This window comes from Frigoribacterium sp. CFBP 13729, assembly GCF_014841875.1.
Classification (GTDB): domain Bacteria; phylum Actinomycetota; class Actinomycetes; order Actinomycetales; family Microbacteriaceae; genus Frigoribacterium.
This window is the reverse complement of the sequence record NZ_JACYUR010000006.1, coordinates 66,013-90,892: the sequence shown is the minus strand read 5'-3', so window position 1 is coordinate 90,892 and position 24,880 is coordinate 66,013. Positions and strand designations below refer to the sequence as shown.

The following is a 24,880-nucleotide window of genomic DNA, read 5'->3' as shown; positions in this document are numbered from 1 at the left end:
CTGTTCCGGTCAGTGAAAGGGGATCGGGGACTCACTGTGCGCCTCCTTGCGCTGGGGGTGCGGCCGGGGCCGCGGGGGTCGTGCTGATGCTGGGTCGTGCGGGGCGCCTCCTCAGATTGCAGGAGGTGCGGGTCGGGGATTCCTGATCCGTTCACGAATCAGGACGATCGGTCTCCCCCTTGCGAGGATCAGGCGGGATGTTCCTGAATGAGGAGAGGGAGAGGGAGAGGGAGAGGGAGAGGGAGAGGGAGAGGGAGAGGGAGAGGGAGAGGGGTACGGGCTAGAGGGCGGTGGCCTCGAGCAGGACGAGCTGCTCGGGGAAGAGGACCGGGGCCTGCACGCCGCCGAGGCGGAGGGCGCGGCCGGTGAGGACGACCCCGTCGAGGGCCCAGTCGAGCGGGGACTGGCCGGGGCCGCCGACGGTGGCGGTCGGCGCCGCGAGGGCGACGCGGTACTCGCGGTCGTCGTCGAGGCCGGGCAGCGTGATCGGGCCGGCCGGGTAGCTGGCGCTCGTCGCGACCTGCGTGAACGTGTAGAGCGCGCGGCTGCGGTCGGCGGCGACGACTCCGCGCAGGTCCATGCCGGGGTCGGGCAGGTCGGCGTGGACGACGGCTCCCGTGTGGAGGAGCGACCGGTTCGCCTTGTGCACGGCGATCCAGGCAGCGAGCTCGTCGAGGGTGGCGTCGTCGACGTCGGGCGAGCTGATGTCCCACTCGACGCCGAAGTGGCCGGGCAGGGCGACCCCCGCACGGAACGACAGGTCGTGGCGACGTCCGGTGGAGTGCGAGCGGGGTCCGCTGACGTGGGCGCCCATCAGCTCGTAGGGCACCAGCAGGCCGGTGTGCTTCTGGTTGACGAGGCGCTCCATCGGGTCGATGCAGTCGCTCGTCCAGATGCGGTCGGTGTGGTCGAGGATCCCCAGGTCGACCCGGGCCCCGCCGGAGGCGCAGCTCTCGATCTCGACGCCGGGGTGACGGCTGCGCAGCTCGTCGAGCACGCGGTAGAGCGCGACGACGTTCTCGTGGACCGCCGGTCGTGCCGGGGCGCCGGCCCCCGCCTCCAGCAGGTCGCGGTTGTGGTCCCACTTCAGGTAGGCGATGTCGTGGTCGGTGAGCAGCGCGTCGAGCTTGCCGAGGATGTAGTCGAACGCGTCGGGGTTCGAGAGGTCGAGCACCTGCTGCTGGCGGGCGATCGCGGGCAGGCGCCCTTCGCCGGGGCCGAGGATCCACTCGGGGTGCGCCCGGGCGAGCTCGCTGTCGGGGCTGACCATCTCGGGCTCGACCCAGATGCCGAACTGCATGCCGAGGTCGGTGACGTGGTCGATGATCGGCGCGAGTCCGTCGGGCCAGACCGTCTCGTCGACCCACCAGTCGCCGAGCGCGGTGGTGTCGTCGCGGCGGCCGTGGAACCAGCCGTCGTCGAGCACGAAGCGCTCGATCCCGACGCGGGCCCCGGCGTCGGCGAGGGCGCTGAGGCGGCCGAGGTCGTGGTCGAAGTAGACGGCCTCCCACGTGTTGAGGGTCACGGGACGGGGCGTCGCCGGGTGGATCGGGCGGGCACGAAGGAGGCGGTGGAACCGTGCCGAGAGCTCGGTGAGCCCGTCTCCCCACGAGCCGAGCGCCTCCGGCGTCTCGTAGCTCTCGCCCGGCCCCAGCCGGATCTCGCCCGGGGCCGGCAGCTCGGCGACGCGGGTGTGGGTGGCGCCGGTGACGAGGCGCTCGACGCTGACGCGGTGGTTGCCGCTCCAGGCGAGGTGGGCGGCGTGGACGAGGCCGCGTTCGAAGCCGAAGCCGGGCGTTCCGGTGGCGACGAGCAGGGTGGCGTCGGCTCCGGGACGGCCGCGGCGGCTCTCGCGGTCGTAGCGGCCGATCGTGAGGTCGTGCCGCTGGGGGGTGCGCTCGCGGAGGTGGCGACCGGTGGTGTCGAGCACCTCGCCGGCGGTGTGCGGCAGGGGGAAGCTCGCCGCGAGCTCGCCGAGCTCGTAGGTGGCGGCGGTGTCGAGTGCGGCGGCGGCGGAGGCGTCGAGGCGGTGGCCTTCAAGGTCGTGGGCGTCGTCGCCGGTCGAGCCGGCCGCGGTGTTGGTGAGGCGGAGGCGCTGGTGCAGCAGGCCGTGGGGGTCGAGACGCAGGGTGATGATGATGCGGAGTTCGGCGGCGGGGTCCTCAGCCGTGATGGTGACGACGGTGCCGGAGGTGCCCGTGACGCCGGTGTTGCTGTCGCTGCCGGGGGTGACACCGGTCTCGGTGGTGTCGCGCGCCTCCTCCGGGCTGTCGTCGCCGTCGGTGCCGTTTTCGGCGACGTCGACGTCGGTGACGGTGAAGGCAGGCGAGAAGGAGGCGCCGGCACGGCTGCCGAGGAGGCCGGGGGTGCCCTGCCAGCCGTCGGACTCGAGGGGGAGGAGCGTGAGGCGGGCTGGCTCGTCGATGGCGCCCGAGGTGCGCTGGGCGCGGGAGGCGAGGACGACTCCCGCGAGGGCGGCGGCGCTGAGCTCGCCGAGGTCGGGTCCCCAGTGGACGATGCCGGGGAGGCCGGAGCCGGAGGTGTCGAGGACGACGCTCGTGCCTCCCTGGCGGAGGTGGAGCTCGGTCATGCGGACTTCGGTGCGACGCTGCATGGGTTAGTTCTACGACGGAACTAATAGGCCTGTCAAGTGATCCCGGAAAGCCGAACGGCGCCTCCTTTTCGTTCGGCCTGGAAGATATGCTCGGTCGCATGACGACGACGGAGCCGGTGCTGGGCGAGTCCGGGCGCGAGCTGGTGCGCGAGGTGCTGATCCACGGGCCGATCGCGCGGGCGGAGCTCGGGCGCCGGCTGGGCCTGTCGCCGGCGAGCCTCACGCGGCTGAGCAAGCCGTTCCTCGACCGCGGCCTCTTCGTCGAGGGAGCCGTCGAGCTCGCCGGAGCCGTCGGCCGCCCCGCCAAGCCGCTCGACGTGCGGGTCGACCTGCAGCGCTTCGTCGGCATCAAGCTGACCGGTGACCAGGCCCTCGGCGTGCTCACCGACCTGCGGGCCAAGACGCTGGGCGAGCACGTCGCCGACCTCGCCGGGCACTCGCCCGAGGAGGTGATGGAGGCGCTGGCCGCGGTGGTGGAGGCGCTCGCCGGGTCGGGTGGTGACGTCGCGGACATCGCGGGTGTCGGGGTGAGCATCGGCGGCAAGGTGACCGGGCAGCAGGTGGTGCTGCGCGCGCCGTTCCTCGAGTGGCGGGAGGTGGACCTCGGCGGGATGCTGTCGCGGCGGCTCGGGCTGCCGGTCGTCGTCGAGAACGACGTGGTGGCGCTGACGGAGGCCGAGCGCTGGTTCGGTCTCGGGCGGGGGATCGACGACTTCGCCGTGGTGACGACGGGGGCCGGTGTCGGTTACGGTCTCGTGATCCACGGCAGGCAGGTCATCACGCCCGACACGGGTCTCGGTCTCGGAGGGCACTTCCCCCTCGATCCCACCGGCCCGATCTGTGCCGACGGACACCGCGGCTGCTCGACGGCGATGCTGTCGACGACCAGCATGTGCGCCTCGGCGGCGGTCGGCCTCGGTCGGCTGGTCAGCTACGAGGAGCTGCTGGCGCTCGCCGCCTCGGGCAACGCGGTCGCGGTGCAGGTCGTCGGCACGGCCGGACGGTCGCTCGGGCGCATGATCGCCGCGGTCGCGAACCTCACCATGGTCGGGACCGTGGTGCTCTCGGGAGAGGGCATCGGCCTGGTCGACGTCCCTGTGGCTGCGTCTGAGATGCGCGCCGGCATCGCCGCCGACCGGGACCCCGACGCGTCGGAGGTGAGGGTCCTCACCGGGGACGCCGACTTCGGCGCGTGGGCGCGTGGTGCGGCGGCGGTCGCCGTGCAGGCGCGGATCGGCGCCCTCGGGGCGTAACGGGGCGGATCCGCGTCCGCACGCCCCGAGGGAAGACCCGCCTAGCGACCGAGCTCGCCGGTCGGGATCGCCTGCGTGTGGACCTTCGCGTAGTCGGAGCCGGCGAAGCCGGTCCTCAGGCGCTTGCGCAGGACGACGAGCCACCAGAGGAACGCGAGGGCGATGATGCCTGCGAAGACGGCGCCGTTGCCGGCGAAGGCAGGCAGGAACAGCAGCGCCGCCTCCACGGTCAGGAAGATGGGGAGGCTGACGAGGAGGAGCGGGATCCGAGCTCGGCCGAGGTTGAAGGTCCCCGCCTCCGGGGCGGGGATGGCTCCGCGGAACGCAGCGATCAGCAGCCCGACGGTCTGGAGCACGTACGAGGTGAAGAAGGCGAGGGTCGCCATGCCGAGGAAGTAGGTGAAGGCCCTCTCGTTCACCAGTGCCGAGAGCAGCAGCAAGATCGAGATGCTCCCCAACGCGACCACGGCGACCGAGGGCGACTTGCGGTGGGGGGCGACGTGGCGCAGGGCTGCCGAGAAGGGCATCATGTTGTCGCGGGACATCGAGTAGAGCAACCGCGTGCCGACCAGCATGTTCGAGAGCAGGCAGACGAGGATGTTCGTCAGGGCGAACGCCACGACGATGCGCGAGAAGACCGGGCCGATCTGTTGCCCGATGATCTCCTCGATGGGGGCGGACGAGGCCGCCACCGCCGCGGAGTCCTTGATCGCGAGCGTGTAGACGAGGTACATCGCGAACTCGATCACGCAGGACGCCGCGAAGGCGATGAACATCGTCCTCGGGATCACTCGTCGAGCGCTCTTGGTCTCCTCGGCGATGTCGGCCACCGCCTCCACCCCGACGAGCCCGAAGAAGGGGCCGAGCGATGCCGCGAGGAACGCCAGGACGTAGGGCGTCGCCTCGTCCGGGCTCTTCCCCTCGAACAGCGAACTGAAGGGCTGCGCGTTGCCGGGCACGAGGAACGCGACCCCGGCCACGACAGCCGTCACGCCGATCGTGATGACCAGCTCGATGCCCACGCCGATGTTGTTGATGAGGGTGGCGAGGCTCACGCGGTACGCGTTGATCAGCGCACAGACGGCGACCACCGCGACGGCGATCAGGATCTGTGCCGTCTGCGTGAGCTGCCAGCCGAAGACGCTGCCGAGGTAGCCCGCGAAGATGTAGCCGAGGCTCGTCATGCCTCCGATCCAGCCGATCAGGGCTGACACGCCGGTGAACCACCCGAAGCTCGAGCCGTTGAGCCGGCTGGTCCACTGGTAGGCGTACCCGGCCAGTGGGATCTTCGCGGCCACGTCGGCCGCGATCAGCGTCCACAGGAGGAACACCGGGACCGCCAGGAACAGCGTCCAGATGAACGGCGCACCCGCGTTGCTGTAGCCGGCACCGAAGCCGGTGAACACCGCCGTCGTCGCGCTGATCGTCGAGAAGCCGATCGCGAAGGACGCGATCTTGCCGACCGATCGGTCGAGCTTCTGCTCGTAGCCGAACTCCGCCAGGCGCGCGTCCTCGCCGTCGGCGTCACGTGCCGCGGGGCTCGTCACTCTCACTGGGTGCTGCCTGGTCGGGTCGACGGGATCGGTCACGATCTGCTCCTCGCATCGGTGCCAGTCCGCAGGAAGGGTCGCGAACGTCGTGGAGGAAGTGAACTGGGCCACCGAGGAACCGGGAAGGACCATGGCTTTATGAGGTCATAAGCCAGGCTTATCAATGGTGCGCTCGATGCCGCCAGCCTCGTGGTTCACGAGTTCGTCCCGGGCTCCGGCGGGATGCGCTCCAGCATGTGCTGCACCAGGCGGGCGGCCGAGGTCGAGAGACGATCAGGGCGCCACGCCACCGTGGTGTAGCTGACGGGCCGGTCGAGGATCGGCACGAAGGCGAGGCCCGGCCGGTCGTAGAGCCGGGAGGTCGAGGAGGTGGTGAAGCTGATGCCCACGCCCCTCGAGACCATCGTCGTCTCGGCCTCGTACGTCGCCGCCTCCGCGGCGATCACGGCAGGTCGATCACCGCGCACGTCCGCCGCCATCCAGTAGTCGCGCCAGGAGCCTGCGCTGGCCGGCGCCACGACGATCGGCTCGTCGAGGAGCTCGCCGATGACGAGCGACTCCCGAGAAGCCAGCGCATGGGCTCGGGGCAGGCAGGCGACCCACGTCTCCCGGGCCACGACCACCATCTCGAGGCCGGGCAGGAGGACCGGTGGGCGGACGATGGCGATGTCGGACGCACCGGACCCCAGGCCGGCGGTCGGATCGGAGAAGTCGTACTCGATCGTCTCGACCGTCACGCCGGCGAGGTCGCCGCCGAGGTCGTCCAGGAGGCGGAAGAGGAGATCGGCTCCGGTGCCGATGAGGTACCCGATCCGCACGTGCGAGCGTCCGACGAGATCCGCTGCGGTCGCCAGCGTGAGATCGACCTCACGGAGGGCCTTCTCGACCGAGGGGAGCCACTTCTGCCCGAGGTCCGTCAGCGCGACCGAGCGGGTGTCGCGGTCGAAGAGGCGGCCGCCCACGGCGGCTTCCAGTTGCCGGATGGCAGCGGACAGGGCGGGCTGGGAGATGAACAGGACCTCGGCGGCTCGACGGTAGTTGAGCTCCTGGCTCAGCACGGTGAAGTACCTCAGGAGGCGCAGCGTCACGTCGTTCTGCATGGTCGAGTCCTCCCGGGTGCGATAGGCGCAAGTTATCACCTCATCGACAACCGTTGCTTCACAACCGTTGCCGGGCCAGGGATCGTGGGCACCTCCAGCCGCACGAGAACGAAGAGGTCCAAGTGGGAATCACCCTGAAGTCCGTCCAGATCGAGACGCCGGCCCGCCAGGAGTTCTTCGACGTCACGGACCAGCTGGTCGAGTACATCGCCGAGATCGGTCTCTCGGACGGGCTCGCCACCGTCCACACGGCGCACACCAGCTGCTGCGTCTTCGTGCAGGAGGAGTCGGAGGACACCACCTACTACGGCACGCAGCTGCTGCTCCAGGACACGCTGAACGTGCTGGCGAAGATCGCCCCGCCGACTCGCCACGAGGGTCAGTACCTGCACCCGGGGCCGGTGCACATCGCGAACGCCGCTGCCCTCCGGGACGAGCTGCCCGAGTGGGGCCTCAACACCGACGGGCACATCATCTCGTCGCTGCTCGGCCGCAGCGTCACGATCCCCGTCGCCGGTGGCTCCGCCCTGCTCGGCGAGTTCGGCCGGATCTACCTCGGCGACCTCGACTCCGTGCGCGCCCGCACCCGCACCGTCCACGTCCAGCTGCTGGGCGAGTAGCGGTGCTCGTCTCCTCCGTCGACCTCGGCACGACGAACCTCAAGGTCGTCCTCTACGACGAGCAGCTGAGGGTGCTCGCGTCTCGGAGCCAGCCCATGAGGTACGACCGCCGCGGCGACCAGGTCGAGTTCGATCCGTCGACGCTCACCGAGAGCGTCCTGACGCTCATCGCGGCGTGCGCGTCGGATGCCGGGGGCACCGACGGCCACGACGTCGTCATCGTCCTCACCGGGCAGGCCGAGACCCTGGTCGTGACGGACGGACACGGCACGGCGGTCCGCCCGGCCCTGTCCTGGCTCGACGAACGGGCGGCAGCCGAGGCGGCCGAGCTGGAGACGGCGTTCGGAGCCGACGAGGCCTTCGCGATCACCGGAGAGCCCTTCCCGAGCACGACCTGGCCGGCCGCGAAGCTGGCGTGGCTGCGCCGACACGAGCCCGCCTCGCTGGACGCCGCGGCTCACGTGCTCATGATCAAGGACTACCTGGTGCTGCAGCTCACCGGTCAGGCCGTCGGCGAGGTCACGACCCGGGGGTTCACGTACCTGTGGGACGTCCGCCGTGGCGCCTACTGGGACGCAGCCGTCCAGCACTGCGGCGTCCGCCGCGAGACCCTGCCGGACGTCGTTCCCGCCGGGACGGATGTCGGCCCGGTGACGGCGGACGTGGCGGCCCGCCTCCCCGCAGCCCGGAGCTACCGCGTCAACGCGGGCGCGCTCGACCACTTCTGCGCGATGGTCGGGACCGGCTCGTACACCGCCGGGACCGTCAGCGAATCGGCCGGCACCGTCTTGTCGTTGTCGATGCTGGCCGACGACTGGTCCTTCGACGCGGCACGCAAGGTCTCGTTCCACGCCGGCCTGCGCCCCGGCGAGACGATCCTCTTCAACGGCGCCGACAGCGGGGGCGTCGCCCTCGAGTGGTTCCGGCGCGAGGGGCTCGCGGGCATGGACTGGACCGAGCTCGAGGAAGGACTCGCGCGACGCGCATCCGCCTCGCGGCCGCCTGCCCCCGTCTTCCTGCCCTACCTGACCGGTGTGGCACCTCCTGATTTCCTCACGTCGGCTCGCGGAGCCTTCCTCGGGCTCGACCTGTCGCACGACCGGCTCGACATGGCCTTCGCCGTCGAGGAGGGCCTCGCCCACCTGCTCAAGAGGAACGTGGACTACCTGACGCCCGGCGCCGACGACGTGGACGCGATCGTGTCCACCGGCGGAGGCGCCGCCTCCTCGTTCTGGAGCCAGCTGAAGGCCGACGTCTGCGACCTGGACGTGATCGTCCCGGACGAGCGCGAAGCCACCTGCCGCGGTGCAGCCGTCCTGGCCCTCGTCGCGTCGGGCACCCTGTCGAGCCTCGCCGACGCTGACGCGCTCGCCCGGCCACCCGTCACGCGCTTCGCCACCGCGCACACCGAGACGCACGACCACCGCTATCGCCTCTTCGAGGACTACCTCGACCGGCTGTACTCCCACTGACACGAACGGAACCACGATGAAACTCGCATGCTCCTCCCCGATGGTCCCCGGCGACACCCTGACCGAGAAGGCCGAACTGCTCTCGTCGTGGGGATACGACGCACTCGCCGTCTTCCAGCCCCTGGACTCCTGGGACGACTCGGTCCGACGTGACCTCGTCACCCTCGAGAGCCGGACCGGCATCCGCCCCGTCGAGTTCGTCCTGACCGACGAGGTCTACGGCCACGCCATGTCGGACGACGCGGACCTGCGGACGCGCTGCCGTGCCATGTACCTGGAGGCAGCCTCCGTCTGTGCGGAGATCGGCGCGGTCACCGAGATCGAGTACCAGTACGGCGTGCAGGACCCCCTCCCGCTGTTCGACGTGCACCAGGAGCTCGACGCTCGTCAGACCGAGGGGTTCGTCGACTTCTACCGGCAGATGCTCGGCGTCGTCACCGGGACGGAGGGGATGGTCCTGCTCGAGCCCCTGAACCGCTACGAGAGCCGCTACCTCAACCTGGTGTCCGCCAACCTCGCCATCATCGAGGAGGTGGACCACCCGAACGCCGGACTCCTCCCTGACGTCTTCCACATGTCGATCGAGGAGGCGGACATCCCTGCGGCTCTCCGTGCAGCCGGCGGGCAGATCGCCCACGTCCACCTCGGCGACAACAACCGGCTCCTCCCGGGGCACGGCACCCTCGACTGGACAGCGATCATCCGGGCGCTGAAGGACGTCGACTACGACGGCTACCTCAACCTCGAGTGCTCGACCGAGGGCGATCCGGCCACCACGCTGCCGGCCGCAGCCACGTTCCTGCGTGGCCTGATCACCGCATGACCCGTCTCCTGTCGGCACCGTTCTTCGAGATCGGGCCGAAGAACCTGCTCCGCCTCGCCGAGCTCGAGGCGCTCGTCGTCGCCGCCGCACAGGCAGGGGCGGACCACGGCGTCGCCGTCGTCGTCACCGTCCCGACGGCGTACATCGCGCCCGTCGTCGGGCTCGGCACCGGTGCACTCGTCTTCGCCCAGCAGCTCAGCGGCGACGGACTCGGCCCGTCCTTCGGGTCCGTGACGGCCGAGGCGCTCGTCGACGTCGGGGCCCACGGGGTGATGCTCAACCACGACAGCGCTCCCCTCTCGCAGGAGCAGCTGCGTCACGCCGTGGAGCGCGCCACGAGCGTCGGCCTCGCGACCATCGTCTGCGCGGGCACGGACGACGAGGCCGCCGAGGTGGCCGCGCTCGGCCCGGACGTCGTCCTCTACGAGCCGCCGCACCTGATCGGTGCGGCGGGCGGGACGGATCGGCCCTGGATCACCTCGAGCGCCCTGTCCGTGCACGCGGTCGACCCGACCGTCCTCATGATGCAGGCGGGCGGCGTCTCGTCGCCCGGCGTCGCCGAGTCGATCATGGCCGCCGGCGTCGACGGGACGGGCTCGACGAGCGGAGTCCTCGGGGCGACCGACCCCGCCGGAGCCGCGCGGGAGTTCATCTCGGCCACCCGGGCCGGCTGGGACGCGGCGCAGGCCGCCGACCGTCTGCGCTGACCGACGCACCCTCGCCCCCTCCGGACCGCCTGGAGCCAGGGGCCACTCGAACCATCCACGAACAGGAGAACCACCATGCACACCGACCTCACCGGCAAGACCGCCGTCATCACGGGCGGAGCTCGCGGCATCGGCCTGACCGTCGCCCGTGCCCTCGCGGCGGACGGCGCCGACATCGCCCTGCTCGACCTGCTCGACACCGTATCCGACACCGCGTCCCAGATCGGTGACGAGTTCGGGGTCCGCACCCTCGGCCTGCATCTCGACGTCACCGACCAGGCCGCGACCGACGCGGCGTTCGACCGCGTGGCGGAGGAGCTGTCCGTGCCGCAGGTGCTGTTGACGGCCGCGGGCATCGAGATCAACGGCGACTCCGTCGACGTCACCGCCGACCAGTGGCGCAAGGTGATCGACGTCAACCTGACCGGCACCTTCTTCTCGGCCCAGGCCTTCGGCCGCGGCCTCGTCAGCCGCGGGCTGCCCGGCAGCGCGATCCTGATCGCGTCGATGTCCGGGCTGATCGTCAACGTGCCCCAGTGGGCCGCGTCGTACAACTCGTCGAAGGCCGCTGTCGCGCACCTCGCCAAGTCGCTCGCCGTCGAGTGGGCGTCGCGCGGCGTCCGGGTGAACTCGATGTCGCCCGGGTACGTGCTGACCGACCTGACGCAGCAGATCATCGACCGTCAGCCCGAGCTGCGCGACGAGTGGGAGGCCCTCATCCCGCAGGGACGCATGGCCCTCCCCGCCGACCTCACCGGTCTCGTGAGCTTCCTCGCCTCCGACGTCTCGAGCTACATCACGGGGCAGCAGATCGTGATCGACGGCGGCTACACCTCCATCTGACCCGCACCGTCCACGAACCACATCTCGACGACGAGAGGCAATCGATGAACGACCAGCAGCACGTCACACCGTCCATGAGCGGGCAGCCCGCCGACGCCGCGCGCGCGACCGACCTCCAGGAGCACGCTCTCAGCGTGAGGGACGTGCACGTGTCCTACGGGCAGGTGCACGCCCTGAGAGGCGCCGACTTCGACTGCCGGCCCGGCGAGGTGACCGCCTTGATCGGCGACAACGGCGCCGGCAAGTCGACCCTCGTGAAGGTGCTCTCGGGCGCCCTCGCACCTGATGCCGGCCAGGTCTCGGTCGACGGTCGAGAAGTCCGGTTCACCTCCCCGACCGACCCGCAGCAGGAGGGCATCGAGACCGTCTGGCAGGACCTCGCGCTCGCCCCCGACCTCGGCGCGGTCCAGAACCTCTACCTGGGGCGCGAGGTGCACCGGCGGGGCCTGCTCGGCCGTCTGGGCTTCCTGGACGAGAAGGCGATGCGCGACAAGGCCGTGAAGGAGTTCGAACGGCTCGGGCTCCGGGTCGACCCCCGCCGCGGATCCGTCCGCGAGATGTCCGGCGGGCAACGACAGGGCGTGGCCGTGGCGAAGGCCGTCAGCTGGGCCGAGCGCGTCGTGCTCCTCGACGAGCCGACGGCCGCGCTCGGCGTCGTGCAGACGAAGGGCGTCCTCGACATGGTCCGCCGGGTCGCCGACCAAGGGCTCGCCGTGGTCCTGATCACGCACAACATGAGCGACGTCCTGAGCGTCTCCGATCGCATCGAGGTGCTCCGGCTCGGCACGCGCGTCGCGAGCATCGACCGGGCCGACGCCTCGCTCGAGTCCCTCGTCGCAGCGATGACCGGGGGAACAGCAGCCACCGGAAGCGCACAGCCGGGACCGGACGCCGCCACGACCGCAGAAGGAGACGCACGATGACCACCACCCGAGAGCCACAGCCCGCCACCGCCTCGGCCGCCGAGGCTCCCGACTCGCAGACGGTCTCGACCGGACGTCTCACCCGCATCACGCAGCACCCGCTCTTCGTCGTCACGACAGCGCTGATCGTGCTCTTCGTCGGCTTCACCGTCGTGAACGGACCGACGTTCATCGGCGTTCCGAACATCCGCAACATGCTCCTCGCCGGCTCGATCATCCTCCTGCTCGCGATCGGGATCACGTACGTCATCGTCACGGCGGGCTTCGACCTCTCGGTCGGGTCGGTCCTCGTGTTCTCCGGCGTGCTGAGCGTCGTCGCGATGAGGGCCGTGGGTGCGGAGGGCTGGCCCGCCGCGCTGCTCGGTCTCGTCGTCGCCCTCGCGGCCGGGGCGGCGCTGGGGGCGATCAACGGAGCGCTCGTCGCCTACGCCGACCTCAACGCGATCATCGTCACGTTGGGGACCCTCGGCGCCGCGCTCGGCCTGGCCCAGGTCGTGACGGGCGGACAGGACCTCAACGACGTCCCCCCGGTGATGGCCGACTTCGGTGTCGACCGCGTGCTCGGCGTGCCTCTCGTCGTCGTCGTCGCGGCGCTCGTCGCCCTGATCGCCGGCATCGTCCTGCGGTCCACGGCCTTCGGGCGGCACACCTACGCGATCGGCTCCAACAAGGAGGCGGCGGTGCGGGCCGGCATCCCCGTCAAGCGCCACCTGACGACGGTGTACCTCATCTCCGGGCTCCTGGCTGGGCTCGCCGGCTGGCTCTCGCTGGCCGTCTACGGCACCACGAACATCGCGGGGCACTCCCTCGACGCGCTCAGCGGGGCCACGGCCGCGCTCCTGGGCGGCGCGAGCCTCTTCGGCGGGATCGGGACCGTGGCCGGGACCGTCATCGGCAACGCCATCCCCGTCGTCCTCGCCAGCGGGCTCGTCATCGCGGGCCTGCAGTCGTTCTGGCAGCAGGCGGTCACCGGCGTGGTCCTCATCGGCGCGGTGTACCTCGACCGGATCCGACGTCTCCGCCGCACCGTGCGGCGTCCCAAGCGGTGAGCTGCGTCCACACGCAGGCCACCCAGCACCTCCTCCCGTGTCACCACTCGTCAAGGAGCAAAAAATGAGCACGAAGAACCGCAGCAGGACCGTCCTCGCTCGCACGGCCGTCTCCGTCCTGGGCGTCGCCGCCCTCGTCACCCTCAGCGGCTGCTCGGAGGCAGGTGGTGCTGCCGGGGGAACAGGGACGGTCGAGGGCGCCACCGTCGCCATCGTCGGCCCTCAGTCCGGCGACCCCTACTACCAGGAGGTCGCGTGCGGAGCCCGGACCGAGGGCGCCAAGCTGGGCATGGAGGTCGGCGAACAGCAGGCGTCCCAGAACCAGTCCCAAGCTGACCAGAACACGATCATGCAGGGCGTGCTGGGCAAGTCGCCCGACGCCGTGATCTACACGCCGGCCGATCCCGTGGCCGGCGGCATCCCTGTCCGGACCGCCAAGGAGGACGGCGTCACGGTCATCAACGTCGACGCGCAGCTCGACGACCACGACCTGTACGACTCGTTCGTCTCGTCCGACCACTACGAAGGCGCTCGCGAACTCACGAAGACCCTCGCGAGCTTGATGGGCGACGAGGGCGAAGTCGCGGCCATCGGTTCGCTGCCGAGCAACCCCATCACCCAGGCCCGCATCGAGGGCTTCACCGACGAACTCGAGGACCACCCGGACATCGAGCTCGTCTCGACCTCCTACCCCGACGTGTCTCCCGACGCGATCCAGGCCGAGGCTGCCGCGCTGCTGATCAAGAACCCCGACCTGAAGGCGATCTACACGACGAACTACCTGAACTCGACGGGGGCGGCGGTCGCACTCCGGAACGCCGATCTCGTCGGCGACGTGAAGATGGTCAGCTGGGACACCGGTGCTCAGAACGTCAAGCTGATGCAGGAAGGCGTCGTCCAGGCGACCGTCGCCCAGCAGCCCTTCACGATGGGCGAGCTGGCCATCCGCCAGATCGCGGCGAAGATCGAAGGCAAGGAGGTCGAGGCGACGGTCGCGTCGCCCATCACCATCCTGACGAGCGACGACGTGGACACCCCCGACGGCAAGGCGCTCTGGTACGAAGGGAAGTGCTCGGCATGACGCTCACCGGCTACACGGATCGCCTGTCGTACGGACCGGGCGAGACCATCTCGTGCATGCTCAGCTCGACCGCGCCCGTCGTGTCGCTCGACGTGGTGCGCCTGCTGCACGGCGACACCAACCCCCGCGGCCCCGGGCACAAGTCCGAGCGGATCGACGCCGTCCCTGCTCAGCAGGTGCCCGCGGCTGTCCAGCAGACCTACCTGGGGTCGTGTGTCGTGGTGCCCGAGCTCGGCGACCCGGAGATCGTCGGCCTGCAGGTGGAGGCGCTCGTCCAGCCGACGCTGCCGGAGGCTGGTCGACGACAGGGCATCCTGACCCTGGTGGCGGCCGACGGGGCACCGATCCTCGGAGTCGAGCTCACCGAGACCGGCACCGTCGGGCTGCGAGACCAGGACGATCGCCTGCTCTGCGAGATCGAGACGGTCTGGAGGAGCGGGTCCTGGCACCGAGTCGTCGTCACGGTGGGCACTGCAGGAGTCGACCTCCGGGTCGAGACGGAGGCCTCCTTCGGGGTGATCGCGACCTCCTCGCATGCAGGAGCGTCCCTGCCGACGTCGCTCGGGACGGCACACGGCCTCGTCGTCGGAGCCGGCGCCTGCCCGCAGGTCGACGGGCAGTGGCGTCCCGTCCGCGGCTTCAGCGGCAAGATCGAGAGACCCCGCATCTCCCGGGCCGGAGGAGCGGGGGACGGAGACGAGGCCGTGGGGGACTGGCGGTTCGAGCTGTCGCCCGAATCGTCCGAGTGCGTCGACACCAGCGGCCGGGAACGCCACGGGATCGTCGTCAACGCCCCTCTCCGTGCCGCCACCGGGCGGTCGTGGGACGGCTCCGTCACGGACTTCACCCTCGCGGCCGAGCAGTTCGGCGCGATCCACTTCCACGAGGACGACCTCGACGACGCAGGATGGTCGACCTCGACGACGGTCACGACGCCGACCGACCTCGCCTCGGGTGTCTACGCCGTCCGCATCCAGGGCGACGGCGAAGTCGACCACATCCCCTTCGTCGTCCGCCCGTCCGCGGCAGGGCCACACGCCAGGACTGCGGTGCTGCTCCCGACGTTCACGTACATCGCGTACGGCAACGAGCGGATGATCGACCGCCTCGACTTCGAGGGCGAGCAGATGACCGACCACCCCGTCCTGCCCGGCCGACACGACCGCCTCCTCGCTGAGCACCCGGAATGGGGACTGAGCCTCTACGACCTGCACAGCGACGGCAGCACCTGCGTGCACTCCACGTCCCTGCGCCCCATCCCGAACCTGAGGCCGGACTACCGAGCCTGGTTGCAGAACGCTCCCCGCCACCTGGCCGCCGACCTCTACCTCGTCGACTGGCTCACCGAGAAGGGGGAGGCCTTCGACGTCATCACCGACCACGATCTCGCCGAGTCGGGCCCCGACCTCCTCAGCCCGTACGACCTCGTGATCACGGGGAGCCACCCCGAGTACGTGAGCAGCACGATGCTCGACTCGTTGGAGCACCTCGTCGAGACCGGCGGATCGCTCATGTACCTCGGCGGGAACGGCTTCTACTGGGTGACCAGCCAGGACCCCCAGCGCCCGCACCTCGTCGAGGTGCGACGGGGGCCGGTCGGCACCCGCCCGTCCGACGGCGAACCAGGAGAGGGAGTGCACAGCACGACCGGAGAACCAGGTGGGCTGTGGCGCCATCGAGGGCGCGGCCCCAACAGGCTCACCGGGGTGGGCATGACGGCACAGGGGTGGGACGAGAAGGCGCCTGGTTACGCTCGCATGCCCGACAGCGCCCTTCCGGAGGCGGCCTTCGCCTTCGAGGGGATCGACCCGGACGAGATCATCGGGGACTTCGGCCTCATCATGGACGGCGCATCCGGAGACGAGATCGACCGTTTCGACCTCGAGCTCGGGAGCCCGCCCGAGACGCTCGTGCTCGCCCGCTCGACCGGGCACAGCGACTACTACCAACTCGCCGGGGAGGACGTCAAGGCCAGCCGGCCCGGCCTCGGGGGGACGGAGAGTCCCGAGGTCAGGTCGGACATGACCCTCTGGAACCACCCGTCTGGCGGGTCCGTGTTCAGCGTCGGATCCATCTGCTTCACCGGCGCGCTCTCGCACGACAACTACGAGAACAACGTGTCCACGTTGATCGCGAACGTCATGAGGGAGTTCCTCCGGCAGGGGCGGTAGCGGGTCGGGCCGGCCGCCGGTGTCACGGGTCGAGCCGCGACGGGTGCCTCAGGCGCCGGGGCCGGCGAGGCCGAACAAGGCAACGACCTCGTCGAGGTCGCGGCCCAGAATGAGGTTGAGGGACCCGACGTCGCGTGCGTCCCTCAGCTGCGCGACGACCGCGCCCGACGAGCCCTCGACGGCACGGGCCCTGCCCGCGACCATGAGCCGCACCGGCTCGGCCTCGGCGCGTACGGGCGCGTCGGGCAGCGGGTCGAGGCCGTCGGCGGCACGCCGGTCGACGGCGAGCGCCCCCAACACCCAACGTTCCGCGAGGCCGACCGGGCGCAGCGACGCCAGGGGCGACCGGCGCCCCCGGCCGAAGACGACCGTCATGCTGTCCCGGCGCTCGACCTGCCAGGCGACGCCGCCGACGTCGAACCGGCAGAGCATGTCGGAATGGAGGTCGACGACCGCACCGAGGTGCTCCAGCGCCCGCACGCACGTCGGGCCGAGCAAGCGAGCGGTCGTCGCGGCCTCGCGCTCCCGGCGCTCACGCTCCAGCTCCGCCCGGGCGAGCGGAGCGTGCTCGGCGGTGAGCGCCTCCCGGTCGAGCGGCGCACCCTGGGCGAGGCGCGCGTGCAGCCAGGTGGGGTCGAGCTGGCCGAGGTAGCGGAAGCGCACCTGCACGACCCCGTCGGGGTCCGACGCGGTGAGGGGCCGATCGGGGACGAGCAGGGCGACGCCGTGGTCGACCGACCACACGGCCAGGACGGTGCCGTCGACGACGGCTACCCACGACCAGCCTGGCTCGCGCACGTCGGGGCTGCTGCGCTCGACCACGTCGCCGACGAGCGACCCGGCCCGGACCCGCAGCTCACGCCGGTGCGACCGGGCGTCGTCGCCCATCGACACGCTCTCCCGGTCGACGACGACGAGCTCCGCGGGCACGTCGCTCGACGCCGCGCCGACGAGCCGAGACCAGATCCCCATGACCGTGACGATACCGGCCGGTCAGACCGTTCAGACGGGCCATTCCAACTGGTACGGGGGCACCTCCGGCCCCGCGAAGGGCGTGGCTAGGCGCTCAAACTTGGGCAGGTTCGCCGCCGCATCGCGCCCACCACCCACACATCCCCCCTCCCTCGACTCGGGTGACCGGTCGGATCCCGCGCGCACCACACCAGCCTCGGTGACCTTCACGAGAGTCCGCCGGGCGGTCGGAAAGCTTGTCGAGATCTGCGCGCTTGGGGGCAGCCGCCTGAGGCATCTCTGGAGCCTCAGGCGCCCGAACGCTGTTACCGGCCACCTTTACGCAACGACTAGGCGGCTGGGTGCATCCCCTGCCAGGAACAACTTTCCAGCGTATAAATATTGACTATTGCACTGATGTTCCGTACGCCTTATGGTCGAGCCATTCGCAACGAGGCGAATTAGGCGAAAGGATCCACATGCAGGTGACGAGAAAAGCCACTGGGGTCACAGTGGCGGCAGCCCTCACAATTTCGTGCGTCTTCGGAGGCGCATCAGCCGCGACGGCAAGCCCTGTCGCTCCAAGCGAATTCGTCGAGGTGGCGGGGGCTACGGCCAGTGTGGCCGAGGGGGATCGCGACTCGATGAGAGGGGAGGAGCTCGGTTCTGTCGACCGGGAGACGCGGGCTGCTGTCGCTGTCATCCCGGTCATCACCGCGGTCATCCTGGCCGGCGGTGCTGCTTACGCGATGGGGCAGAAAGCGGCGGAACGCCTCTACTACATGGGACTTCGCAATCCCCAGTGGCAGAGGGTCAAGTGGCAGGTTCGTACTACGGCCCTCGGAATGCTGGGCCCGGTCGGCGGACCGATCTTCATGACCGGTTTCGAGAACAAGTTCTACTCGATGGTCTGACAGTCCTATGACTCGCTCGGAAATCCAGTGGTTGGCCATCGCCAACAGCGTCATCATCGCCGCCTACGGCGTAGGGCTGGCTCTCGACCCAGACGTATCGATCATCTGGGCGCTGACCGTCATCGCCTGTGCAGTTGCTCAGGTCGGGGCGGTCATCCGACCAGAGCGACCGCGGAGAGGTCGCGATGAAAGGCCCGAGAGGGCTGGCCCAGGTGGGCCTCCGGGGCCAGCTGACCTCCCGAGTTGACGGTGAGGGATGACCCTGGCGCCGATGGGCGCCAGGGTCATCTCTGCGCGCGTCAGCGGTGAGTGTGGCGCTTGGGAACCGTCGTCGTGAGTGCGTGAGGGCGCGCCGGATGTGACACCGGAGGCAGCCACGTCGCGGCCGCGGCCCACACAACCGCCCCCACCCGAGTTGACTCGTGGTGCCCCCCCTCTCGCCGCCCAGGGGGAGAATCGCGACCCGGGGCGGCCCGCCGCAGACGCCGGGCCTGCACCCCACGGAAGGAACCACCCATGAGCATGGAAGGCGCGGCCTGGAGCTCGCTCTACAAGATCTCGTCCGCGAGGGACGGCAAGCACGGCATCTCGCGCGAGTCCGTCCGGCGGATCATGACGTTCGCCGTGCCCTACCGGGCGAAGCTCGTCGTCTTCATCGCGCTCTCCGTCGTGGGAGCGTTCCTCGCCGTCGCGACACCGGTGCTCGCCGGCCGCGTGGTCGACGTCATCGTCGCGAAGGGCGAGGTGTCGATGATCGTCCGCCTCGCCGTGCTGATCGCCGTCGTGGCCGTGGCCGACGCCGGCGTCTCGTTGCTGACGCGCTGGTACTCGGCCCGGATCGGCGAGGGCGTCATCCTCGACCTCCGCACCGCCGTCTTCAACCACGTCCAGAAGATGCCGATCGCGTTCTTCACCCGCACCCGCACCGGCGCCCTCGTCAGCCGCCTCAACAACGACGTCATCGGCGCCCAGCAGGCCTTCAGCGGCACGCTCTCCGGCGTCGTCACCAACGTCGTCGCGCTGATCCTCACCCTCATCGTCATGCTCAGCACCTCCTGGCTCGTGACGGTGCTCGCCGTCATCATGCTGCCGATCTTCCTGATCCCCGCCCGCCGCATGGGCAGCCGCCTCGCCGCCCTCCGCCGCGAGGCCGCCGACCACAACTCCGCGATGAGCACCCAGATGACCGAGCGCTTCTCGGCCCCCGGCGCCACCCTCGTCAAGCTCTTCGGCCGTCCCGACGAGGAGGCGGAGGAGTTCCGCGTGCGCGCCGCCCGTGTCCGAGACATCGGGGTCCGCAGCGCACTGCTGCAGTTCGTCTTCGTCACCGCGCTGACGCTCGTCTCCGCCCTGGCCCTCGCCCTCGTCTACGGCCTCGGCGGCTTCCTCGCCCTCGCCGGCCAGCTCGACACCGGCGAGGTCGTCACCCTGGCGCTCCTCCTCACCCGCCTCTACGTCCCGCTCACCGGCCTCGCCAGCGCCCGGGTCGAGATCATGAGCGCCGTCGTCAGCTTCGAGCGCGTCTTCGAGGTGCTCGACCTCAAGCCGCTCATCCAGGAGAAGCCGACCGCCTCCTCCGTCCCCGAGGGCCCGGTGAGCGTCGAGTTCGACGACGTCCGGTTCGCGTACCCGTCCGCCGACAAGGTGTCGCTCGCCTCCTTGGAGGAGGTCTCGACCCTCGACACCCGCGGCGGCGAGGAGGTGCTGCACGGCGTCTCGTTCCGCATCGAGCCAGGGCAGACCGTCGCCCTCGTGGGCACGTCGGGTGCGGGCAAGTCCACGATCGCCCAGCTGCTCTCGCGCCTGTACGACGTCGACAGCGGTGCCGTGCGCCTCGCCGGCGCCGACGTGCGCGACGTGACCTTCGCCTCCATGCGCCACACCCTGGGCATGGTGACGCAGGACGGGCACCTGTTCCACGAGACCATCCTCAGCAACCTGCGCCTGGCGCGGCCGGAGGCGACCGAGGACGAGGTGTGGGACGCCGTCCGTCGTGCGCGGCTCGAGCCGCTGCTCCGCTCGCTGCCGGACCAGCTCGACACGATGGTGGGGGAGCGGGGCTACCGGCTCTCCGGAGGCGAGCGTCAGCGGATGACGATCGCGCGCCTCCTGCTGGCCCAGCCTCGCGTCGTCATCCTCGACGAGGCGACCGCGGCGCTCGACTCGACCTCGGAGGCCGCCGTGCAGGCGGCGCTGAGCGAGGCGCTCGAGGGGCGGACGGCGATGGTGATCGCCCACCGCCTCTCCACGATCCGCAGCGCCGACCTGATCCTCGTGGTCGAGGACGGCTCCATCGTCGAGCGCGGCACGCACGACGAGCTGCTCGCCGCGGCCGGACGCTACGAGGAGCTGCACCGCACCCAGTTCGCCGTGCAGAAGGACGTCGCGGCCGACGAGGAGGCGGCGGTCCGGCGGTAGGACAGGCTCGGCGAGCGGTCGGCGGCGAGCGCTCGGCGGTCGAGGTCGGCCCGCAGCAGAGGCGTCAGATCACCGCGTAGGCGATGACGGCGGCCGCCGCCACGCCGGCGGCGCAGAACGCCGACAACGTTCCGCGTGACAGGGACCGGTCGGCCCGGATGTCCCTGGCGCCCAGCACGATCGCGACCACGGCGATGACGACCGCCACCGCGACGCCCACGAGGATCACCGTTCGCATCACGGGTCGACCGTAGCGCCTCCTGCTCCGGCGGCACCGAGCTGCGAGCCGTCTCCGGCCGCTACGAGGAGCTGCACCGCACCCAGTTCGCCGTGCAGGAGGACGTCGCGGCCGACGAGGAGGCGGCGGTCCGGCCGTAGGACCGCGCAGGCCCCCCGGAACGCCGACGGGCCCGTCGCCCTCCCGCAGGGGGAGGGCGACGGGCCCGTCGTCGGTGGTCAGTGCTGGAGGCGGCGGCGACGGAGGCGCACGACGGTCAGCGCAGCACCGGCGGCCAGCAGGCCGGCAGCGAGAGCGAACAGGCCCTCGGTGGGCTCGCTCCCGGTGTAGGCGAGGCTGCCGGAGGTGGAGATCGGTGTCGCGCCGGACACTGCGGGCTCGACGACCACCGCGCTCCGCACGTCGACCTGGAACGAGGTCGTGAAGCCGGCCAGCGAGATGGTCACGACACGCGTTCCCGGCCCGGTGAAGTCGATCCTGGGGGGGAGCCCGGCCTCACGGACGACGAGTTCGTCGTCCGGGTCGCTGCTCGAGTAGACGGCCTCGACCCCCTCGGGCAGGTCCTGAGGAGTCACGATGTTGCCGAACGCGTCAGGTCCCGGGAAGGCCGCCAGCACGACACCCTCGCCGGGGTCGAGGGCCACGGGCGAGATCGTCTCGCCGGGCCCGGAGCCGATGACCCCCACGAAGGTCGACGGTCCGGTGCCGTAGGCGGTGCCCACCGTGGCGAAGATGCTCGTGGGAGCTCCCGGGGCGACCCGGAGGTCGACGGCGAGGGTCTCGCCGATGGCCACCATGTTCAACGTCGAGACGCCGAACGAGTAGGAGCCCGCCACGGTGCTCGTGCCGCTGATCGTCAGGGAACCAGGGGTCTCGGTGACGACCGCGCCCTCGGGGATCGACCGGGTCAGCGTCCTCGGGTCGCTGACGACGTTGACCATCGGCGTGGGGTCGCCAGCCGCCTCCCACGTGAACGAGAACGGCTCGCCCGCGACGACGACGAGGTCGGCGCCCGGCTGGGCGACGAAGGTGGGCGGCACGCCGGCGGCGACGCGACGCTCGCTCACCACGGTGGTCGGCTCGTCGCCCGCAGCGGGTCCGGTGCCGGTGACGGCGACCTCGACGACGCGACCGATGTCGGCCCGGACGAGGACGTAGGTCTCGGCGGTGGCGCCCTCGATGGCCGCGTCGTCACGGGTCCACTGGTAGGTGAAGGTCGTGCCGTCGGGCCAGCCGTCGGTGACGGCGGTCTGGAGGTCGCCGAACTCGGTCGTGCCCGCGATGGTCACGGTGCCGGGCTCGGTGGCGGCGGCGATGCCGACGACCTCGTCCGTGCCGGGGGCAGGGGCAGGGGCGGGGGCCGGGGCCGATGGGTCGTCGGCCGCGGGGGCCTCGATCGGAGCGGACTCGACCGGCCCGGACTCGGCGGGCTCTGCCTCGACAGGCGCCTCGGCGGGCGCGGACTCGACCGGGGCCGGCGCGGCCTCGGCCGCGGGGGCTGCCGCGTCGGGAACGGGAGCAGACGTCGGGTCGGCCGCCGCGCCTCCGTCGTCGGGCACTGCTGCCACGGTCGAGCTCGAGACCGGCGCCGCCGACGCCATCGGCGCGGACAGCGCCGTTCCCCCCAGCATCACGGCGACGACGGACGGCAGGACCAGTGCGGTCAGCACGGATCTCTTCATGGTTCCCCCTTGTACGGATGATCGACGCGAGCCTCGTGCTCGCCCCCACGAGCCCGGTGACCAGGTGGTCGTGGGGCCCTGTGTCCCACCGTACGAGTCGGTTCGCGCCCCCGAGGGGCCCGTTACCATCCTGTTGCCTAAGGTCATCCGCTCGATCGAGGAAAGATCATCTCCAGGTCGTGTCACCTTTCGGCATTCGGCGACAGGGCGGTCTCCCGGTCAGGCGCGGGCGGCCCGCACGTACGCGACGATCGCGTTCGCGTGGCCGTGGCCCATGCCGTGGTCGGACTTCAGCCACGCGACGACCTGCATGTGGGCGTCGTGGTCGAGACGCTCGCTGACGAGGTCGAGCCACTCCTGGACCGGGCGCCCGTAGGTCTTCTCGATGCTCGCGAAGTACGACGCGGGGCCCTTGGGCTTCGACCCGTCGGCGGGCGGCTCGGGGGCGAGGACACGGTCTCCGGACATGGCTGAGAGGGTAGCGGGCGGGTCCGCCGAGTGCGTCGTGTTCCGTCCCGTCCTGTTCCGAGCATCCCGTCTCGCCAGGACGCGACGGGATGCTCGGAACAGGACCGCGTCAGGGCGTCGCGCCCTGCCCACCGGTCTCGAGCGCCCACGCGGTCACGTGCACGACCGACCCCTCGACGACGTCGAGCTCGACGGGCCACGAGCCGCGTTCGTCGGTCGGGAAGGGCGCCGCGAAGAGGGTCCTCGCGACGAGGGCGTCGGAGGTGGCGCCCGCGTCCCAGCCCAGTGTCGTGACGGCCGAGGCCCCGGCGGGCAGCTCGAACTGGTCGTAGCCCGGGTTCTCCGCGAGGAACGACGCGCCCTGCTCGACGGTGACCGCGAGCTCGTTGCCGTTCTGGTCGGCGAAGGCGACGTCGGGATAGCCCTCGACGACGCACGAGGCATCCGTGAAGTTCGTCAGCCGCAGCGTCTGGCTGCGGTGACCCGTCGCCGCACCGGTCTCCCCGAGCAGCAGCATCGCCTGGTCCCGGGTGCACCATGACGGATCGCGGTCCGGATCGCGGTCGGGATCCAGCGTCGGGACGGGCGTGCCGTCGGCGTACGGGTCGGGGAGGGCACCAAAGCCGGGGTCTGCGCCCTCGGCGACCGCCGCCTCCTGCGCGGACGCGACGCGTGCCGCACGCTGCCCGAGCGCGCCGGTGGCGACGACCGCAGCGGCCGCGACGACGGCGGTCGTGACGAGGACGGCCTGCCGTCGGCGGGCGGCGGAGCCCGTCGGAGGGGTCGTCCGGTCGTCGGGCCCGGCGGGCGATGTGTCCGCGCCCGTCGCGTGCCGCCGAACGAGCAGAGCAGGCAGCCAGCCCTGCACCACTCCCCACCAGGCGCCGACGGTCGCGTCCGTGCCCAGGCCGTCGAGGAGCATGCGGAGGCGCGGTGCCGGGAGCGCGCCCACGATCGTCGCGAGGTCCAGGGCGAGGCCGGCCGAGCCTCCTGCCAGGACGAGCGCGAACCAGGCGAGCGCGAACCGCGCGGTGCGGTCGTCGACCCGACCGGCGAGCGGGACGAGGAGGCGAGCGACGAGGAACACGACGGCTGCGGCCAGCAGCGTCGTGCCCACGCCCCAAGCCCAGGGGCGCACGCCGGGCGAGAACGGGATGGTCGCGGGCAGGACCGCGCCGACGCTGGCCGGCAGCAGTCCGCTCCAGCTGACGGCGACGGCCAGGCCTCCGCTCACGAGCCACAGCCCCGCGGCCGTCGCCGCTGTCGTCACGGCGCCGGGTCGAGACGTGTGCGGGGGAAGGCGGGCGTCACCATCGGTCATGGGACGAGTCCATCACGTCGGCGCGTCGGCATCATCCGCCGGGGGGAGCATCGTGAGTCGGATCGGATCGGGTCGGGTCGAGTCGAGTCGCCGGCGTCGTGCGCGACCGAGCCTGCGTCGGTCGTTCGACGGCCTGCGGGCAGCCTCAGCCGGCGCCGCCGGGATGCTGCGCTCGAAGCAGGCCTGCCCGCTGTCTGACGGCCGACAGGACGTAGGCCGCGGCGAGGGCCGTGTAGACCACGGCGGAGACGACCGCGACGGCGGCTCCGTCGTCGCCGGCGACCAGGGCGAGGACGGTGCTCAGCCCCTGGAGGATGAAGAGCCCCGCCATCACGACGCTCGAGGTCGTCCCGCCGGTGAGGCGCCACGCCGGACGAGGAGGGGCGGTCGGCTCGTCGTCCGCTCGGAAGGTGCGCCCGCAGAAGACGACCGTGGCGACGGTGACGGCCAGGAGCGTGAGGGCCCCGGCCGTGGGGCCGAGCAGGAACATCGAGAAGAAGCCGAGGGCGAAGCCGAGGACGACCGCCACGAGGACGATGCCGACCTTCGAGGTGGCCGAGGTGATGCGGAGTGCCATGACGCTCCCGTCGTGCTGGGACGTGTGGGTCACTCGACTCTAGGGGGCGGCCGTGACTTCTCGGCGGTCGTGCGCTATGTTCATATGTAAGCACATGGGGCCACG

The 24,880-nt window shown here is 71.1% G+C and carries 21 protein-coding genes; 12 read left to right on the top strand and 9 right to left on the bottom strand.

Features of this window, described 5'->3' with window-relative positions; translation table 11 throughout:
- Positions 1–280: 280 nt before the first annotated feature.
- Positions 281–2,590: an alpha-galactosidase gene (locus tag IFT77_RS14865; protein WP_192170437.1), complete on the bottom strand. Its 2,310-nt coding sequence runs from the start codon at positions 2,588–2,590 to the stop codon at positions 281–283.
- A 122-nt stretch (positions 2,591–2,712) separates the two neighbouring features.
- On the opposite strand from IFT77_RS14865, the gene IFT77_RS14860 reads away from it, so the two are divergent.
- On the top strand, positions 2,713–3,867 hold the full coding sequence (locus tag IFT77_RS14860) for an ROK family transcriptional regulator (protein ID WP_192042840.1): 1,155 nt from the start codon (positions 2,713–2,715) through the stop codon (positions 3,865–3,867).
- 41 nt (positions 3,868–3,908) lie between these two features.
- Here IFT77_RS14860 and IFT77_RS14855 read toward each other — a convergent pair whose 3' ends face one another.
- Positions 3,909–5,456 carry an amino acid permease gene (locus IFT77_RS14855; RefSeq protein ID WP_213016647.1) on the bottom strand — a complete coding sequence of 516 codons (1,548 nt, stop codon included), beginning with the start codon at positions 5,454–5,456 and terminating at the stop codon, positions 3,909–3,911.
- Between the two features lie 155 nt (positions 5,457–5,611).
- Positions 5,612–6,517, bottom strand: coding sequence for a LysR family transcriptional regulator (locus tag IFT77_RS14850; RefSeq protein WP_192042838.1), 906 nt, complete (start codon positions 6,515–6,517; stop codon positions 5,612–5,614).
- Between the two features lie 122 nt (positions 6,518–6,639).
- On the opposite strand from IFT77_RS14850, the gene IFT77_RS14845 reads away from it, so the two are divergent.
- The 9 genes from IFT77_RS14845 to IFT77_RS14805 all read left to right on the top strand — a co-directional run bounded on the left by IFT77_RS14845 (position 6,640) and on the right by IFT77_RS14805 (position 16,206).
- Positions 6,640–7,137 (top strand): YjbQ family protein, encoded by a 498-nt coding sequence (locus tag IFT77_RS14845; protein WP_192042837.1) that lies wholly within the window; start codon positions 6,640–6,642, stop codon positions 7,135–7,137.
- 2 nt (positions 7,138–7,139) lie between these two features.
- On the top strand, positions 7,140–8,609 hold the full coding sequence (locus IFT77_RS17585) for an FGGY family carbohydrate kinase (protein ID WP_192170436.1): 1,470 nt from the start codon (positions 7,140–7,142) through the stop codon (positions 8,607–8,609).
- A 40-nt stretch (positions 8,610–8,649) separates the two neighbouring features.
- Positions 8,650–9,432 (top strand): sugar phosphate isomerase/epimerase family protein, encoded by a 783-nt coding sequence (locus IFT77_RS14835; RefSeq protein ID WP_192170435.1) that lies wholly within the window; start codon positions 8,650–8,652, stop codon positions 9,430–9,432.
- Positions 9,429–10,139, top strand: coding sequence for a triose-phosphate isomerase (locus IFT77_RS14830; RefSeq protein WP_192042834.1), 711 nt, complete (start codon positions 9,429–9,431; stop codon positions 10,137–10,139). Before IFT77_RS14835 ends, IFT77_RS14830 begins: the two co-directional genes overlap by 4 nt.
- 75 nt (positions 10,140–10,214) lie before the next feature.
- Complete coding sequence (locus IFT77_RS14825; RefSeq protein ID WP_192042833.1) at positions 10,215–10,982, top strand: SDR family oxidoreductase; 768 nt, start codon at positions 10,215–10,217, stop codon at positions 10,980–10,982.
- A gap of 44 nt (positions 10,983–11,026) precedes the next feature.
- Complete coding sequence (locus tag IFT77_RS14820) at positions 11,027–11,905, top strand: ATP-binding cassette domain-containing protein (protein ID WP_244638855.1); 879 nt, start codon at positions 11,027–11,029, stop codon at positions 11,903–11,905.
- Positions 11,902–12,954 (top strand): ABC transporter permease, encoded by a 1,053-nt coding sequence (locus tag IFT77_RS14815; RefSeq protein ID WP_192170434.1) that lies wholly within the window; start codon positions 11,902–11,904, stop codon positions 12,952–12,954. The genes IFT77_RS14820 and IFT77_RS14815 overlap by 4 nt, the downstream gene beginning before the upstream one ends.
- A gap of 64 nt (positions 12,955–13,018) precedes the next feature.
- On the top strand, positions 13,019–14,035 hold the full coding sequence (locus IFT77_RS14810; protein ID WP_192042831.1) for a substrate-binding domain-containing protein: 1,017 nt from the start codon (positions 13,019–13,021) through the stop codon (positions 14,033–14,035).
- A complete protein-coding gene (locus IFT77_RS14805; protein ID WP_192170433.1) occupies positions 14,032–16,206 on the top strand; it encodes a N,N-dimethylformamidase beta subunit family domain-containing protein in 2,175 nt (724 codons plus the stop codon). Before IFT77_RS14810 ends, IFT77_RS14805 begins: the two co-directional genes overlap by 4 nt.
- A gap of 48 nt (positions 16,207–16,254) precedes the next feature.
- On the opposite strand, the gene IFT77_RS14800 is transcribed toward IFT77_RS14805, so the two are convergent.
- A complete protein-coding gene (locus IFT77_RS14800) occupies positions 16,255–17,178 on the bottom strand; it encodes a hypothetical protein (RefSeq protein ID WP_192042829.1) in 924 nt (307 codons plus the stop codon).
- 464 nt (positions 17,179–17,642) lie between these two features.
- On the opposite strand from IFT77_RS14800, the gene IFT77_RS14795 reads away from it, so the two are divergent.
- Together IFT77_RS14795 and IFT77_RS14790 are read left to right on the top strand one after the other, a co-directional pair.
- Complete coding sequence (locus tag IFT77_RS14795) at positions 17,643–18,071, top strand: hypothetical protein (protein WP_192042828.1); 429 nt, start codon at positions 17,643–17,645, stop codon at positions 18,069–18,071.
- Positions 18,072–18,587: 516 nt separating this feature from the next.
- A complete protein-coding gene (locus IFT77_RS14790) occupies positions 18,588–20,489 on the top strand; it encodes an ABC transporter ATP-binding protein (protein ID WP_192170432.1) in 1,902 nt (633 codons plus the stop codon).
- A 64-nt stretch (positions 20,490–20,553) separates the two neighbouring features.
- Here the strand turns inward: IFT77_RS14790 and IFT77_RS14785 are convergent, their stop codons facing one another.
- From IFT77_RS14785 to IFT77_RS14765, 5 genes are all read right to left on the bottom strand, one after another.
- Entirely contained in the window at positions 20,554–20,730 is a 177-nt protein-coding gene (locus IFT77_RS14785; RefSeq protein ID WP_192170431.1) for a hypothetical protein, read from the bottom strand.
- Positions 20,731–20,945: 215 nt separating this feature from the next.
- Positions 20,946–22,409, bottom strand: coding sequence for a hypothetical protein (locus IFT77_RS14780; RefSeq protein WP_192170430.1), 1,464 nt, complete (start codon positions 22,407–22,409; stop codon positions 20,946–20,948).
- Between the two features lie 219 nt (positions 22,410–22,628).
- Positions 22,629–22,877: a DUF4287 domain-containing protein gene (locus tag IFT77_RS14775; protein WP_192042824.1), complete on the bottom strand. Its 249-nt coding sequence runs from the start codon at positions 22,875–22,877 to the stop codon at positions 22,629–22,631.
- Positions 22,878–22,986: 109 nt separating this feature from the next.
- Positions 22,987–24,198 carry a DUF4232 domain-containing protein gene (locus tag IFT77_RS14770; protein WP_192170429.1) on the bottom strand — a complete coding sequence of 404 codons (1,212 nt, stop codon included), beginning with the start codon at positions 24,196–24,198 and terminating at the stop codon, positions 22,987–22,989.
- A gap of 145 nt (positions 24,199–24,343) precedes the next feature.
- Positions 24,344–24,775: a hypothetical protein gene (locus IFT77_RS14765; RefSeq protein WP_206758552.1), complete on the bottom strand. Its 432-nt coding sequence runs from the start codon at positions 24,773–24,775 to the stop codon at positions 24,344–24,346.
- Positions 24,776–24,880: the final 105 nt, after the last annotated feature.

Excerpts from the sequence above, each read along its gene's own strand:
- IFT77_RS14865 (WP_192170437.1), bottom strand. The coding sequence starts at position 2,590 with ATGACCGAGCTCCACCTCCGCCAGGGAGGCACGAGCGTCGTCCTCGAC.
- IFT77_RS14860 (WP_192042840.1), top strand. The coding sequence starts at position 2,713 with ATGACGACGACGGAGCCGGTGCTGGGCGAGTCCGGGCGCGAGCTGGTG.
- IFT77_RS14850 (WP_192042838.1), bottom strand. The coding sequence starts at position 6,517 with ATGCAGAACGACGTGACGCTGCGCCTCCTGAGGTACTTCACCGTGCTG.
- IFT77_RS14835 (WP_192170435.1), top strand. The coding sequence starts at position 8,650 with ATGGTCCCCGGCGACACCCTGACCGAGAAGGCCGAACTGCTCTCGTCG.
- IFT77_RS14830 (WP_192042834.1), top strand. The coding sequence starts at position 9,429 with ATGACCCGTCTCCTGTCGGCACCGTTCTTCGAGATCGGGCCGAAGAAC.
- IFT77_RS14825 (WP_192042833.1), top strand. The coding sequence starts at position 10,215 with ATGCACACCGACCTCACCGGCAAGACCGCCGTCATCACGGGCGGAGCT.
- IFT77_RS14820 (WP_244638855.1), top strand. The coding sequence starts at position 11,027 with ATGAACGACCAGCAGCACGTCACACCGTCCATGAGCGGGCAGCCCGCC.
- IFT77_RS14815 (WP_192170434.1), top strand. The coding sequence starts at position 11,902 with ATGACCACCACCCGAGAGCCACAGCCCGCCACCGCCTCGGCCGCCGAG.
- IFT77_RS14810 (WP_192042831.1), top strand. The coding sequence starts at position 13,019 with ATGAGCACGAAGAACCGCAGCAGGACCGTCCTCGCTCGCACGGCCGTC.
- IFT77_RS14805 (WP_192170433.1), top strand. The coding sequence starts at position 14,032 with ATGACGCTCACCGGCTACACGGATCGCCTGTCGTACGGACCGGGCGAG.
- IFT77_RS14800 (WP_192042829.1), bottom strand. The coding sequence starts at position 17,178 with ATGGGGATCTGGTCTCGGCTCGTCGGCGCGGCGTCGAGCGACGTGCCC.
- IFT77_RS14790 (WP_192170432.1), top strand. The coding sequence starts at position 18,588 with ATGAGCATGGAAGGCGCGGCCTGGAGCTCGCTCTACAAGATCTCGTCC.
- IFT77_RS14780 (WP_192170430.1), bottom strand. The coding sequence starts at position 22,409 with ATGAAGAGATCCGTGCTGACCGCACTGGTCCTGCCGTCCGTCGTCGCC.
- IFT77_RS14775 (WP_192042824.1), bottom strand. The coding sequence starts at position 22,877 with ATGTCCGGAGACCGTGTCCTCGCCCCCGAGCCGCCCGCCGACGGGTCG.
- IFT77_RS14770 (WP_192170429.1), bottom strand. The coding sequence starts at position 24,198 with ATGACCGATGGTGACGCCCGCCTTCCCCCGCACACGTCTCGACCCGGC.
- IFT77_RS14765 (WP_206758552.1), bottom strand. The coding sequence starts at position 24,775 with ATGGCACTCCGCATCACCTCGGCCACCTCGAAGGTCGGCATCGTCCTC.